The organism is Candidatus Nitrospira nitrificans, assembly GCF_001458775.1.
Lineage (GTDB): Bacteria > Nitrospirota > Nitrospiria > Nitrospirales > Nitrospiraceae > Nitrospira_D > Nitrospira_D nitrificans.
This window is the reverse complement of the sequence record NZ_CZPZ01000004.1, coordinates 87,845-102,459: the sequence shown is the minus strand read 5'-3', so window position 1 is coordinate 102,459 and position 14,615 is coordinate 87,845. Positions and strand designations below refer to the sequence as shown.

General features: G+C 57.7%; 14 protein-coding genes. 6 read left to right on the top strand and 8 right to left on the bottom strand.

Translation table 11 applies throughout. The annotated features are described in order from the left end of the window. Positions 1–7: 7 nt before the first annotated feature. From proB to rplU, 4 genes are all read right to left on the bottom strand, one after another. Positions 8–1,129, bottom strand: a complete 1,122-nt coding sequence (proB, locus tag COMA2_RS04150) for a glutamate 5-kinase (protein WP_090894930.1) — start codon at positions 1,127–1,129, stop codon at positions 8–10. After that, a complete protein-coding gene (gene obgE, locus COMA2_RS04145; protein ID WP_090894929.1) occupies positions 1,111–2,136 on the bottom strand; it encodes a GTPase ObgE in 1,026 nt (341 codons plus the stop codon). The genes proB and obgE overlap by 19 nt, the downstream gene beginning before the upstream one ends. A 122-nt stretch (positions 2,137–2,258) precedes the next feature. Then, on the bottom strand, positions 2,259–2,522 hold the full coding sequence (rpmA, locus tag COMA2_RS04140) for a 50S ribosomal protein L27 (protein WP_090894927.1): 264 nt from the start codon (positions 2,520–2,522) through the stop codon (positions 2,259–2,261). 20 nt (positions 2,523–2,542) lie between these two features. Beyond that, entirely contained in the window at positions 2,543–2,857 is a 315-nt protein-coding gene (gene rplU, locus COMA2_RS04135) for a 50S ribosomal protein L21 (protein ID WP_090894925.1), read from the bottom strand. A 218-nt stretch (positions 2,858–3,075) separates the two neighbouring features. On the opposite strand from rplU, the gene COMA2_RS04130 reads away from it, so the two are divergent. Together COMA2_RS04130 and COMA2_RS04125 are read left to right on the top strand one after the other, a co-directional pair. Beyond that, positions 3,076–3,420 (top strand): PilZ domain-containing protein, encoded by a 345-nt coding sequence (locus tag COMA2_RS04130; protein WP_139077043.1) that lies wholly within the window; start codon positions 3,076–3,078, stop codon positions 3,418–3,420. 139 nt (positions 3,421–3,559) lie between these two features. Further along, positions 3,560–4,474 (top strand): branched-chain amino acid transaminase, encoded by a 915-nt coding sequence (locus tag COMA2_RS04125; RefSeq protein ID WP_090894921.1) that lies wholly within the window; start codon positions 3,560–3,562, stop codon positions 4,472–4,474. Between the two features lie 95 nt (positions 4,475–4,569). Here the strand turns inward: COMA2_RS04125 and secG are convergent, their stop codons facing one another. The 4 genes from secG to gap form a co-directional block, all read right to left on the bottom strand. Continuing rightward, a complete protein-coding gene (secG, locus tag COMA2_RS04120) occupies positions 4,570–4,926 on the bottom strand; it encodes a preprotein translocase subunit SecG (RefSeq protein WP_090894919.1) in 357 nt (118 codons plus the stop codon). Between the two features lie 6 nt (positions 4,927–4,932). Further along, the gene (gene tpiA / locus COMA2_RS04115; protein WP_090894985.1) at positions 4,933–5,715 is read right to left on the bottom strand and encodes a triose-phosphate isomerase; all 783 of its coding nucleotides are present in this window, start codon (positions 5,713–5,715) and stop codon (positions 4,933–4,935) included. Between the two features lie 43 nt (positions 5,716–5,758). Then, on the bottom strand, positions 5,759–6,958 hold the full coding sequence (locus COMA2_RS04110; protein WP_090894917.1) for a phosphoglycerate kinase: 1,200 nt from the start codon (positions 6,956–6,958) through the stop codon (positions 5,759–5,761). A 91-nt stretch (positions 6,959–7,049) separates the two neighbouring features. Further along, positions 7,050–8,063: a type I glyceraldehyde-3-phosphate dehydrogenase gene (gap, locus tag COMA2_RS04105; RefSeq protein WP_090894915.1), complete on the bottom strand. Its 1,014-nt coding sequence runs from the start codon at positions 8,061–8,063 to the stop codon at positions 7,050–7,052. A gap of 223 nt (positions 8,064–8,286) precedes the next feature. On the opposite strand from gap, the gene COMA2_RS04100 reads away from it, so the two are divergent. The 4 genes from COMA2_RS04100 (at position 8,287) to glyS (ending at position 14,601) form a co-directional block, all read left to right on the top strand. Next, positions 8,287–10,704 carry an endonuclease MutS2 gene (locus COMA2_RS04100; RefSeq protein ID WP_139077041.1) on the top strand — a complete coding sequence of 806 codons (2,418 nt, stop codon included), beginning with the start codon at positions 8,287–8,289 and terminating at the stop codon, positions 10,702–10,704. A 356-nt stretch (positions 10,705–11,060) separates the two neighbouring features. Next, positions 11,061–11,228, top strand: coding sequence for a hypothetical protein (locus COMA2_RS20050; protein ID WP_175304379.1), 168 nt, complete (start codon positions 11,061–11,063; stop codon positions 11,226–11,228). A 305-nt stretch (positions 11,229–11,533) separates the two neighbouring features. Beyond that, complete coding sequence (locus tag COMA2_RS04095) at positions 11,534–12,427, top strand: glycine--tRNA ligase subunit alpha (protein WP_090894911.1); 894 nt, start codon at positions 11,534–11,536, stop codon at positions 12,425–12,427. Positions 12,428–12,438: 11 nt separating this feature from the next. After that, positions 12,439–14,601 (top strand): glycine--tRNA ligase subunit beta, encoded by a 2,163-nt coding sequence (glyS, locus tag COMA2_RS04090; protein ID WP_175304378.1) that lies wholly within the window; start codon positions 12,439–12,441, stop codon positions 14,599–14,601. Positions 14,602–14,615 lie beyond the last annotated feature (14 nt).

The window sequence follows — 14,615 nt, the reverse complement described above, 5'->3', positions numbered from 1 at the left end:
TGTCCTATTACAGGATAACCAAGTTGTCTCGGTGAATGACTTCCTCATACTCTTGGGGTCCGAACTGTTCATGAATATCCGCAGTCTTGAAGCCTTTCATCCGGCCTAATAAGTCGGATGATACGTTCACCAGGCCTTTGGCGAATTCCTTTCCGTCCGTATCGAGACAACTGACCGGATCGCCGGCTTCAAATGATCCCGTCACCTTGTGGATGCCGGATGCCAGGAGGCTTTTCCCTCGCTTGGTCAAGGCGTCCACCGCCCCCTGATCGAGATGGACCTGGCCGCGAGGGCGAAGCGTAAAGGCGATCCAATGTTTACGGCTGGTCAGCCGACGTTCCCTGGCGAGGAAGAGACTGCCTCCGGGTCCGCCGCCAAGGACCGCGGGGAGGAGTCCGGCTTGCTGGCCATTGAGCACCAACGTCGGAATCCCATACTCGCCGACTTTTTTGGCGGCTCGAAGTTTCGTCGCCATTCCGCCGGTCCCTTCAAATGTGCTGGACACCCCTGCCAGACGCTCGATATCGTGAGTCATCTCGGTAATCAGCGGAATCAATGTGGCCGACGGGTTTTTCCGCGGATCTTCCGTGTGCAGCCCATCGACGTCGGAAAGAATCACCAGCAAGTCCGCATCGGCCAGATGAGCCACTTCGCTCGCGAGGGTGTCGTTGTCGCCGACCCTGATTTCATCGACCGCGACGGTATCGTTTTCATTGATGATGGGCACGATGCCGAAACCGATGAGTGCCGCGAGGGTATGGCGAGCATTCAGAAATCGGCGGCGATCCGCGAGATCCTGGTGGGTCAGCAGAATCTGGGCCACTTGAATATTGAGGCGTTCAAACGCTTTTTCATAGGCCCACATGAGCCGGCTCTGTCCCACGGCCGCCGCCGCTTGTTTGACCGGGAGACTCTTGGGATACTCCTTCAGCTGTAACTTTCGGATACCGGAGACGATAGCGCCGGAAGAGACCACCAGGATTTCCCGACCCTGGGCTCGGAGTGTCGCGATATCATCAGCCAATCGCTCAATGTGCTGAGGGCGCAGACCTTCCGCGCGCGAAGCGATCAGGCTGCTGCCGATCTTGATGACGATCCGCCTCGCTTGTCCTAAGAGCTTGTCTCGCATGGTGTCTTTCGTGCGCGCACGACCTGTTTCCCGATGTACGCGATCAAGTCAGCGAGTCCTTGATTCGTGGCGGCGGAAATCGGCAAGCAAGGATAGCCGTTGAGGCGGCAATAGGTCTGCAGCAGGGCAAACCGGTCGCTGGTGCCGATCACATCGATCTTGGTCGGTACGACGGCGAATGGGCGCGTCGCGAGCCCTTCGTCATAGGCGGCAAGTTCCCGTCGCAAGGTCTCAAATCCGATCACGGGATCATCAGGGGCCCATTCCGAGACATCGATCAAGTGGAGCAAGAACGCGGTGCGTTCGATATGGCGGAGAAACTGCACACCCAGGCCTTTCCCCTCGTGGGCGCCTTCGATCAGGCCTGGAATATCGGCCACGACGAAGCTTCCATCGGACCCCACTCGGACAACGCCGAGGTTGGGGATCAGTGTGGTGAAGGGGTAGTCAGCGATTTTGGGACGGGCGGCCGAGATAGCGGCAATCAGGGTCGACTTGCCGGCGTTGGGAAAACCGACCAGCCCGACGTCGGCGAGCAACTTCAGCTCAAGCCGCAATGTTCGGGCTTCGCCCGGAGTTCCGGGAGTGCACTTCGTCGGCACTCGATTGACGGAGGTGGCAAAGTTGCTGTTGCCTTTCCCGCCTCGCCCGCCGTGGGCGATGACGGCCGTTTGGCCGTCTTCGATGAAATCCACGAGTATTTCTTCCGTCTGGTCATCGGAGACAATGGTGCCGACTGGAACAGTGATCGTCAGATCTTCTCCGGAACGACCCGTGCAATTGGATCCGCCGCCGTGTCGCCCGTCCTCAGCCTCATAATGGTTTTGGTAGCGGAGGTCGAGCAGGGTCGTCAAGCGATGAGATGCGGTCATGACGATGTCGCCGCCGTTGCCTCCATCTCCGCCGTCCGGGCCTCCACGCGGGACAAACATCTCCCTGCGGAAACTGCAGATGCCGTTTCCGCCACGACCGGCTCGTACCGCGATATGTGCTTCATCGACAAACATAATCTGTCAACGTTCCGTAGCCTGCCGGTTAACGACGATAGGAAAGTATACCCCGACCCTGCCTGGAGAGGGAGCGAGAAGTTAGGCAGCGTGATCGTAACGGAGGGAAGCAGGAAAGAGAATCAGGATTTGGCCGGAACAGGATATACACTGACTTTTCGTCTGCCGCGCCCACCTTCAAACTTGACCACACCGGTCATTGTAGCGAAGAGAGTGTGGTCTCTTCCAAGGTCTACATTGAATCCGGGGAAAAATTTGGTGCCGCGCTGGCGGACGATGATGCTGCCGGCTGTTACGGTCTGACCACCATAGGCCTTGACCCCCAAATATTGAGGATTGCTGTCACGACCGTTACGTGATGATCCGCCGCCTTTATTTGTTGCCATGGTAAGTCCTTATTGTGTCTTTAGGCCGTTGCGATATTCGTAATCAACAGTTTGGTGAATCCTTGTCGGTGTCCGCGGGTGCGGCGATAGTTCTTGCGGCGCTTCTTCTTGAAAACGGTAATCGATCGGGTTCGTCCTTGCCGCACGATTTCAGCCGTGACCTTGGCCCCGTTAAGGAGTGGCTGTCCAACCAGAACACCAGCGTCACCATGGACGAGACGGACCTGGCCGAGTTCTATCTCAGCCCCGACGTCTCCTGGCAGCCGTTCGACCTGAATCGTCGATCCGGTTTCGACTCGATACTGTTTACCGCCTGTCTCAACGATCGCGTACATTTTTTCCCTCTCCGAGCTTAAAGAAGGGTTCATTTAACATGGAGATATGAGAGGTGTCAAGACAAACTAGGAGCATCGGGAGCGTATGCGATCGCACGCATGCCCCCCTCTTCGGAGGGCTAGGAGAGCGATCGTGCCGACACGTATGCTGGGCACACTGTCGCGAGGGGGCGTTTTCAGTGTTTCCGCGATACCAATCGGGAGACGGCAACAAGATCATGGCTTACACCAACAAGTTTGTGATCCGCACCTATCATCGGATTCCCGTTCGCTGTGTCGTGTACTATCTGGGCGGAGATTTCCTCGGAAAAGGAACGGCGATAAACCTGTGTCGTAACGGGTTTCGTGTCTTGGGCGATCATCAAGTAGTCCCTGGAATGGAACTGGTCGTCCGGCTCACCCTTCCCGACAAAGATGAGCCGGTCGAAATCCAGCGCGTCGTTGTTCGATGGGTGCGCGGCCTGTTGTTCGGCGGCAAGGTCGTGACCATGAGTCCGGAGGGAGAAGAGCGAGTCGGAACGTTTCTGAGTGCCCGCCTGCGCGCTTATTGCGCCTCTACGTAAGCGCGTCCATCATCAGGCGAGTCGGTTCGGAGGCTCGCCGGCCTGTTTGCTTGACCCACGTTCAGCCTCACGCTATAGTTCGTCACGCCCGCTCCTCACGGGCGGAATGAGTACGATGGCTCGATGGAGATCGCCGTCAATGTTGGAACCGGTTGATAAAATCTGGATGGACGGGAAGTTTGTCGGGTGGGGGGAGGCCAACGTCCACATTCTCACTCATTCACTGCACTATGGCCTTGCCGCGTTTGAAGGTATTCGGTGCTATAAAGGCAAATCAGGATCCGCAATCTTCCGGCTTCAGGAACATGTCGATCGACTGTTTGATTCGGCCCATATCGGCATGATGGCCATGCCGTATGACAAAAAGCAGATCACCGACGCCATCATCGAAACCGTTCGCGTGAATCGTCTCGAGGCCTGTTACATTCGTCCGCTGGTCTATATCGGGTATGGAGCGATGGGCGTCCATCCAGGGGACAATCCGATTCGGGTGGGCATTGCCGCTTGGCGGTGGGGCGCCTATTTGGGGGATGATGCATTGGCCAATGGGATGCGCGCCTGCATCTCGTCCTTTACGAGGCACCACGTGAATGTGTCCATGACGCGGGGGAAAATATCCGGGTACTATGTGAACTCCATCATGGCCAAGCGGCAGGCGAAGGCCGATGGATATGATGAGGCGATTCTTCTCGATCCGGAAGGGTATGTTGCCGAGGGAACGGGAGAGAATGTATTCATCGTTCGGCGGGGCGTTCTCAAGACAACGCCGTTGACGTCGGTGCTTGAAGGGATTACGCGAAACTCCGTCATCCAATTGGCTCAAGAGCGAAACATCACCGTGGTGGAGGAACGATTCACGCGCGATGAAATGTATATTGCCGACGAAGTTTTTGTGACGGGAACCGCGGCGGAGTTGACCCCGGTTCGAGAAATCGACAACCGGCGCATCGGAGCCGGCACCCCAGGACCGATGACACGCGCCCTCCAAGACACTTTCTTCTCAATCGTGCGCGGTGAAGACCTCGCGCACGAGTCCTGGCTGACTCGTATCTGATACCCTTACAAGCCCAAAAACGTCAACCGTCGATCGAGAGTGAAATAGACCGGGACTCTCTCTCGATTGCCGAATGACGACCGGCGAAGAACAGGTCAGTGGCCTGCCGCGGGAGTCTCTCCAGAAGGATGCGAATCCCCTGAAGGCTGAGCGGGTGGAGCAGCCGGGGGAGCCGTGGGTTCGCTCTTGGGCTGCATGTCGATGACGGTCGAAGAGAAGTTTCGTTGCTTGGCTAAAATGGCCAGACTGAACGATGTCACCATGAACACGGCCGCCACAACGACCGTCAGCTTGCTCAGAAAATTTGCCGGGCCACGGCTGCCGAACACCGTCTGACTGGATCCTCCGAACGCGGCGCCGATTTCAGCCCCCTTCCCCGATTGGAGAAGAATCGCCCCGATCATCAGGAAGCAGATAAAGACATGGACAATAACAATCAACGTATACAGCATGAGATCTCAGACTCCGATTGATCGAGCGACGGACGCAACCGTCGCGATTGTAGCAAAGGACTCGACTTGGAGACAAGCGCCACCGATAAGCGCGCCGTCGATCTGGTCCGAGGCCAGTAACGATTCGATATTGTGGGGCGTGACGCTTCCTCCATAGAGAATTCTCGCGCGGTCGGCGATCGCGGGAGAGGCTGTGGCGGCAAGGACTCGCCGAATAGCCCGGTGGGCCTCGACGGCTTGCTCGGTCGTGGCCGACTTACCGGTCCCAATGGCCCAGACCGGTTCATACGCGATGGTGACGGTGGCCAGCGCCTCCGCGGCAAGGCCGGACAGGCCGTCGCGCAATTGTTGCGTCAGTACGTCGTCGGTCGTGCCGTTGTCTCGTTCCGTCATCGTCTCGCCGATGCAGAGAATGGGGCGCAACTCGTGGTTGAGCGCCGCTCGGATCTTCTTCTGGATCCGATCGCCCTGTTCGCCGAAGATGGTTCGCCGCTCTGAATGCCCGACAATGACGTAGCGACAACCGAGATCCTTGAGCATCGGCGCGGAGACTTCTCCCGTGTAGGCACCCTGATCTTCCCAGAACAGATCCTGCGCTCCGAGTTGAATCGGAGACGAAGCGCCCAGCGCCGTGCGGACCGATTCGAGCGCCGTAAACGGGGGAGCCACGACGAGCTCAAGGTTCGGCAGCTGAGCAGAAACACGCGCGTTCAGATCGCGAATGAAGATGGTCGCTTCAGACGCGGTCTTATTCATTTTCCAATTGCCGACGATCAGGACAGTGCGCACGGCGATTTCCAAGGATTTCCGTTACAGTTGTCGGGCGTGTGAATCAGTCCGCGCGGTCAGGCAGGGCCGCCAGGCCTGGAAGTGTTTTGCCTTCGAGTAATTCCAGGGCCGCGCCCCCTCCGGTCGAGATGAATGACATATTCTCCGATTCGCCGGACCGATGAACGGCCAACGCCGTTTCGCCGCCGCCGACGATGGTGAGCGCATAGGCATCGGCGATTGCGTGAGCCATCGCCATGGTGCCTCTGGCGTAGGCGTCGATTTCAAAGACTCCCATCGGTCCGTTCCACAGGATGGTTTTCGCGTTTTGGACCGCCTCATTGAAGAGTTTGACCGAGGCCGGCCCGATATCGAGGGCATACCATCCTTTGGGGATCTCTTGCACCGGGACGATTTTCGTTTCAGCGCCGACCTCTCGGCTGGTTGCGACAACGCAATCGACGGGCAGGTAAAATTTGACTCCTCGCGAGAGCGCATGCTCTTCGATTCCTCGCGCGAAATCCAGCATATCCATTTCAACGAGGGAGTTGCCGATCTCCATGCCTTTGGCCTTCAGGAACGTAAACGCCATGCCGCCGCCGATGATGACCTTGTCGACCTTCTTGCCCAGGTTTTCAATCACGCCGATCTTTCCGGACACCTTCGCGCCTCCCAGGACGGCGGCAAACGGGCGCACGGGATTGGCGATGGCGCCTTCGAGATACTCAATTTCCTTCTTGAGCAGCGCTCCAGCCGCTGCGTCCTTAATGTACTTCGTGATTCCGACGGTCGATGCATGGGCTCGGTGGGCTGCCCCGAAGGCGTCGTTGATGAAGACATCGCCCAGCGAGGCCAGGGCTTTGGCGAAGCCATCGTCGTTTTTTTCCTCTCCGGTATGAAAACGGAGATTTTCCAGTAACAGCACATCTCCGTCCTTCATCTTGGCGACCAGCTTTTCAACGGCCGGGCCGATACAGTCCGGCGCGAAGACCACTTCTTTCCCGAGCAGTCGTCCCAAACGCTTTGAGACAGCGGCGAGGCTGTACTTCGGTTCGAAAGCGCCTTTCGGCCGACCGAGGTGAGAGCAAAGAATGACTTTGGCGCCTTCATCGACGACGCGATTGATCGTCGGCAGAGTGGACCGGATGCGGGTGTCGTCGGTAATTTGCAGCGATTCATCGAGCGGCACATTGAAGTCGGCGCGGATGATGACGCGCTTGCCGCGAAGTTGCACATCGTCGATGGTCTTCTTGTGCAAGTTCATCGAGCGCTCCTCTCGTAGGTGCTGTGAACTGATAAATTGGTCAGAGGGATGGATTCGTGTGAAACGTGCCCCGTCATCCCTGGTGCCACATTCAGTGCGTAACAGATTTTCCGGCCAGGACCTTCACCAGGTCGCGGACTCGGCATGAATAACCCCATTCATTGTCGTACCACGCCGTCACTTTGACCAGGCGCTTGTCCACGACGTTGGTCAACGGGGCATCGACGGTGGCCGAGTGAGCGTCGCCTTTTTGGTCGATCGAGACGAGGGGCTCTTCGGAGTACTTGAGAATGCCTTTGAGTGGACCGTCCGCTGCCTTCTTGAAGGCCGCGTTGACGGATGCGATATCGCAATCCCTCTCCGTTTCGACCGTAAGATCGACCAGCGAGACATTCGGGGTCGGGACACGAATGGCAAGCCCGTCCAATTTGCCCTTCAGTTCGGGGATGACCAGATGCAAGGCCTTGGCCGCTCCGGTGCTGGTAGGAATCATCGACATGCCGGCTGCGCGGGCGCGTCGAAGGTCTTTATGAGGCAGATCCAACAATTGTTGATCGTTGGTGTACGAATGGATGGTGGTCATGATGCCGTGCTTGATGCCGAACGTTTCCAGCAAGACCTTTGCCACCGGCGCCAGACAGTTCGTCGTGCAGGAGGCATTGGACACAATGTGATGCGATTTGGGATCGAGCTTGTCTTCGTTCACTCCGAGCACGATGGTGACATCGGGATCTTTCGACGGGGCCGAGATAATCACGTGTTTGGCCCCGGCGGACAAATGTTTTCCTGCCGCGTCTCGGTCGGTAAATCGGCCGGTCGATTCGATCACCACGTCCACGTTCAGCGCTTTCCAGGGCAGTTCTTTCGGGTCTTTCATCGCAAGCACTTTGATGGGAGTCCCATCAACGAAAATGTGGTCTTCCTTGGCTTCGACAGTGGCCGGAAGGGTTCCGTGTACGGAGTCATACTTGAGCAGGTATGCGAGAGTCTTGGCGTCCGTGAGATCGTTAATGGCGACGATCTGCAGATCTTTGTCGCCCATCGAGGCGCGGAATACATTGCGTCCGATGCGTCCGAATCCATTGATTCCAACTCGAATGGCCATAGCGTAATCCTCTACATGATAATGATGGGTTCAGTATAACCAGGTGTTTCGCCGGAACAAATGATAGTATCGATGCCTTCTCCTTCTTGTCAAGGTTTGAGACGCGGGCTCAGTGGAAAGGGGGAGAATACGATTCCGTGGGTTCCGAGCCTCGCCCATCTTGCCTGTCGATCGAGATCTTGGCTAGAGTTTGACCGTCAGTCCGGTGGACCGCACATTCGATATGAATAAATCATTATCAGATCACGCGATGGAGGTATTGCAGTGGGCTCGTGTCCTTGAATTTCTGGCAGCGCATGCGCAATCGGCGATGGGAGCGGCTCAATGCCGGGCGTGCGTCTTATCGTGCGACCTCGCGGAAGCGCGCCGGCGCCAACAAGAGACGACTGAGATGGTGAGCGTGCTGGAGGGGAGTGATCCGATGCCGGCGCTCACCTTCCCCGATATTCGTGAGCAACTGATCCGATCCGGAAAGGGAGGCGCGCTTGAGGCCGTCGAGTTGCGGGACTGTGCGGTGGTGCTGGCCCTGATGGCGGACGTAGCGCGGTACGCCGAGGCTCACCAAGGCGCGCTGCAGGCTTTGGCGCGAGTCTTGGAGCCACTGCATATCACACAAACCTTGAAGGGTGTCCTGAGGGCCATCGAGGGCGCAATCCAGTCGGACGGTTCCATGAAAGATACGGCCTCGCCGGAGCTACGGCGTCTGACTCACCAGGCTCAGGGGTTGAAGCAAGAGATGCGGCAGCAGCTTGAGCAGCTCCTCCACTCCAAGCGCTATGCGGATGTGCTCCAAGAGTCGTATTTCGCTCAGCGAGAGGGGCGTTACGTCGTGCCGGTGAAGGCGGACATGCGAGGGAGAATTCCCGGGATCGTCCACGATGTGTCGTCCAGCGGGGCCACCGTCTTTCTGGAGCCGCGGGAATTGGTTGAGCTGAACAATTCCATCAAAGTGGCGGATTTGGAGATTGAACGGGAGGTCCAGCGCATCTTGCGGGAACTCACCGCTCTCGTGGCCTCAAGAGCGGGGGATATCGGCCAAGGCATGGCGGTACTGGCTGACTGTGATGTCATTCGAGCAAAGGCCGAGATGAGTCGTCGACTGAAGTGTCGCCCCGTCGTCTTGAATGGGGATGGTCGCGTGATGCTCAAGCAGGCACGGCACCCGCTGTTGCTTATCGCGAAAGATCATGTCGTCGCGAACGACGTGTCGATGGATGAGAAGGTCCGTGTCCTTGTGATTTCCGGGCCGAACACGGGAGGAAAGACCGTCACACTGAAAATCGTCGGGCTGTTTGCCCTTATGGCACGGGCCGGACTGCATCTCCCCTGCGCTCCGGAATCGGAGATGGCGCTGTTTACCGATCTCTACGCCGATATCGGCGACGCGCAGGATCTGACCCGCGATCTGTCCAGCTATTCCGCCCATATGACGAGCCTGATCCGACTCCTCTCCGAGAGCGCCGCCCAACCGATGTCGAGCGAACGTTCCACGCCTCGCTCGCTGGTTCTCTTGGACGAGCCTGTGACTTCCACCGATCCGCAAGAAGGCGCGGCGTTGGCCGAGGCGCTGCTGTGCCGCTTGGCTGAGCTGAACATGAAGGTGGTGGTGACGACGCATTACGGCGCGCTCAAAGAGCTGGCGCAGACGACCTCCGGTTTTATGAATGCCAGCGTGGAGTTCGACGTGGAACGATTGGCGCCGACCTATCGATTGTTCATCGGGATTCCCGGCGGTTCATCCGCCTTTGAGATTGCCGGCCGCCTGGGTATGGATTCAAACATTCTGAACGATGCGCGGAGGCGGTTACATCATGAGGATCACCGGCTTGACGAGTTGATGGCTGATTTGCAGCGCAAGCAACGTCAACTGACTGAAGACGGCGAGAGGGCTCAACGGGCTAGACTAGAAGCCGAACAAGCGGCTCGGGAGGCGCAGGCGCTTCGCGCGCAACTGGAAGAAGCCGAGCAGGAGGCTCGACGTGGGCTCAAGAAGAAACTGGGCGAACAATTTCAACGGGCACGGGCCGAGGTTCAGGCCACCGTCGATTCGTTGAAGCGAGAGCAGAAACTCATCAAAGCGAAAGAGACCAAGCAGCGACTCAGTGAGCTGGAAGTGAAAACGCGACAGGAGCTGGCTCCCGCGAGTGAACCGGTTCCGGTTGAACAACTGACGGTCGGCGATGTCGTTGAGATCGTCGGACTGGGCATGACGGGGAGTTTGCTTGAACCGCCACAGGGGAAAAAACGGGTTCGGGTCAAAGTCGGCGAGGGCGAGTTGCTGGCGACCGTCTCGAATCTGGTGGGTTTGGCACGTGAAACCGGTTCCGGAGCACCACCGCAGACACCCTCGCCGTCCGACTCCCGCCGGTTTTCAACGGGCGGTGGACTGGGGCTTGATGAACAGACCGTGGTGGATGTGCGGGGCCAAGCCGCGGATGAGGCACTCGATCAGGTCGTGGCGGCCTTGGATCGGGCGACGTTAGATGGAGCGCCCTTCCTCCGCATCATTCACGGCCACGGGACTGGTCGACTCAAATCCGTCCTGCGTGAGTATCTGAAAGCCTCGCCCTATGTCGCCGAATTTCGCCCCGGCGATCGAGCCGAAGGGGGGGATGGGGTGACGGTGGCGAAGTTAGGGTGATGGGTGGGCTTATGTCATGTCGCAGAGTGGCATTCTTTGAAATATTTTTGATGCTCGCCTGTATAGTTTTTGATCCACCGCAGTATCCAACTCGATACCACATCTGATTCAGCCATCAATCCGTTCCAGACTCATCCCGCGTTATTGAGTCGCGGAACTACCTGCGTTGCGGTAATTTTCACTCACTCCTTATGTGTGGCACTGCGTGGTATCAAGTTTGCTCAGTCGTTGCCTGTCTCAGGTTGCATAGAAACCCAAGAGCCGGCAACGAGTCTACATTGTCACGGGGTTATCATCGATCAGTCTTTGGCAAAGTGTTCACGCAAGAACCATGTCGTCTAACCAGGAGGGGCATCATGCGCAAAGCAACATTCTTGGAAACGCAGAATCGAAAGGCGCCCACGATGAAGCGCCTGAGGGAATTGGAGCATGAGAACGGTCTGCTCAAACTTCTGTATACGGATCTGCTGCGGAAGTTTTCGACGATGAAGGACGGACTTACTCGAAGCGCGAGGGTCTGTTAAGCGACAGGGGTTCCGCTTATCGGCGGGGGTGGCCATTCGTAGATAAGACCCTACATAAGGCCTTGTGTTTGTGCATTCTCCGAGTCTCTCACCGGATGGCTTTTGCCGAGGTGACTTAGCCCGGTGAGGAATTTACCGCAGCCGTGAGGATACTCCGCGGCGATCAGATGTTTGCTGCGCGCTTTATCCATAAGTGATTGATCTAGAGGGCCTGTTCCTTGACAGGAGAAAAGCATTCTTGCTAGCTTGGCGTGGTATTTCGAAGATAACATCGAATCGTCTCTCCCGACCAGGCTGTAGGTTCTGTGACGTTCCAAGAACTTATTCTGACTCTCCATCGCTTCTGGGCCGATCACGGTTGTGTGATTCATCAACCCTATGACATGGAAATGGGCGCGGGGACATTTCATCCCGCCACATTTCTGCGATCACTTGGACCGGAGCCGTGGCGGGCGGCCTATGTGCAGCCATGCCGCCGTCCGACGGACGGCCGCTATGGCGAAAACCCCAACCGTCTTCAACATTACTATCAGTATCAGGTCGTGCTGAAGCCTTCACCGGACAATTTTCAAGAACTGTATCTGGAAAGTCTGGCCCGGCTGGGGATCAATCCCAAGGAGCATGACATTCGTTTCATCCAGGACGATTGGGAGTCTCCGACGCTGGGGGCATGGGGACTCGGATGGGAAGTGAGACTGGACGGGATGGAGATCACCCAGTTTACGTATTTTCAAGAGATCGGCGGGATTGAACTCAGCCCGATCACCGGCGAGATCACCTACGGGACGGAGCGCATCGCGATGTATCTACAGGGGGTGGACAACGTCTTTGATCTCGCGTGGACCGACCAGGTGTCGTATCGGGACATTCATCACGAAACCGAGGTGCAGGGGTCGCGCTACAATTTCGAGGAAGCGGACGTCACGATGCTGATGCAAGGTTTTCAGGCAAACGAAGCGGAATGCAAGCGATTGCTCGCGCAGACCGACAAGCGCCTGACGCTGCCGGCCTATGACTACTGCATCAAATCATCCCATCTCTTCAACCTCCTCGATGCCCGCGGGGCGATCAGTGTGGCGGAACGGACGGGGTACATCGCGCGGGTGCGGGCATTGGCCAGGCAATGCGCCGAGCGCTATCTGGACGAGCGAGACGCGTTGGGATATCCACTGATGAAGACGCAGGTCGCACATCGATGAAGCGCCCGCCCGTGAAAAAGAAACCCCGTCAACACACGACTCGCCGCTCCAACCCTACCGCCGAGCTGTTGTTCGAAATCGGCGTGGAGGAGCTGCCGTTTGAATTTGTCGCGCCGGCCCTGACGGCTCTTCGAGAATCAGCCACCCGCCTCTTTCAGGATGCCCGATTGTCGTTCGGGTCCATCAAGACCTACGGGACCCCTCGGCGGCTTGTCTTGGTCGTGGACGAGTTGCTTGCGCACCAAGCCGCGGTGGTCAAAGAAACGATGGGGCCATCGAAAATAGTGGCATTCGATCAGGCCGGCCGACCCACAAAGGCGGCGATGGGATTTGCGGCCGGACAGGGCGCCACGGTCGAAGGCCTGGAGATTCGGAGCACGCCGAAGGGCGAGTATCTGTTCGCCGTCAAGCGCGATGCCGGACGCAAGACCGTAACCCTGCTTCCGGAATTGCTTCCGCACCTTTTTGAAACGCTGGCTTTCCCGAAGGCCATGAAGTGGAACGAGACGGGGTTGCGTTTCGCCCGGCCCGTGCGCTGGGTCGTTGCATTGTATGGCGGCAAGGTGGTGCCGGTACAAGTGGCCGGTATCAAAGCCGGTAATCGGACGTCCGGCCATCGCGTGATGGGCGGTGGAAAGCCCATCACTGTGCGGGATTTCAAGACCTACAGCAAGGGTCTTGAAAAGCTAGGGGTGATGCTTGATCCCGAACGCCGTCGAGCGTCGATTCAGCAGCAAGTCGATCGGCTCTGTGTCAAGGCGGGTGTCGGATTGAATCCGGATGACACCTTGCTCGATGAGGCGGTGTATACCACGGAGTGGCCCTGTGCCGTTCTTGGCAGCTTCAAGACAGAATACTTAGCGGTGCCTTCGGAAATCCTCATTACGTCGATGAAAGAACATCAGGGGTTCTTCTCGGCCAGGGATAAGAAGTCCGGCAAACTGGTGCCGCATTTTATTGCGATCGCCAACAATGAACCCAAAAACATGTCGCTCATTCGGGCGGGGAATGAGCGGGTGTTGGCGGCGCGGTTGGCGGATGCGAAATTCTTTTTCGACGAAGACCGGAAAGTCACCCTGGAGGAACGGGGACGGAAACTCACGGGCGTTACCTTCCATCACAAGCTCGGGACGATGGCGCAGAAGCAGGAGCGGGTCAAGAAACTCGCAGAAGCGCTTGCAGCCCATCTATGCCCGCAAGATGAGGAATTCCGTCGGACCTGCGTTCGCGCGGCATCGCTTGCAAAGGCGGACCTGCTGACCGGGATTGTCGGTGAGTTTCCTGAACTGCAGGGTGTCATGGGCGGCGAGTACGCGAAGCATGACGGCGAGTCCGAGGCCGTGAGCCAGGCGGTTCGAGAACAGTATCTTCCGCGCGCGATTGAAGGGGAGTTGCCAAAAACGGTTGCGGGGCAAGTCCTGTCTTTGGCCGACCGCCTCGATACCGTCGCCGCGTTTTTCCACGTCGGCATGGTGCCGACCGGCTCGGAAGATCCGTTTGCGCTGCGGCGGCATGCGACCGCGATTGTCCGGCTTCTCCTGGAAGGGAAGCTTCGAGTCAATCTGGGGACATACATCAGTCAGGCCATGAACCGTGTATCGGAGGACGGGTTCACGAACGTGTCCGGATCCGAGCGGGAGGGCCTCCGGCAAATCATGGAGTTTGTCTTTGAACGGGTTCGGCACTATGTCCGGATCGCGCATGGTCTGCGCGACGACGTCATCGACTCGGTGCTGAAGTCAGCCTATGATACATCGGTGGATCTCGGCGATCTTGTGCAGAAGATGAAGGCGCTTGAAGCCGTGACGAGAAAGCCGGAGTTCGATCCGTTGATCGTCGGTTTCAAGCGGGCGCATCGGTTGGTGGAAAAAGAGCAGTGGGAACGCCGGCCGGTCGATGCGACGAAGTTTCAGCATCCGTCGGAATCGGCGCTTCACAAGGCAGTCGCCGAAGAAGGAGCGAAGATGAGGTTCGCCCTGTCGATGGGTGACGATCAGGAGGCATTGAACTCCTTGGTAGGGCTGAGGCCGATCATTGATGCATTTTTCGAAGCGGTGATGGTCAACGCGGACGATAAGGCGATTCGCAGCAATCGGCTGACGTTGCTCAAAGAGGTCGATGAGTTGTTCATGTCGTTCGCCGACTTTTCCCAGGTTGTGGTACAAGGGCGATAGGTCGACTCGAACAA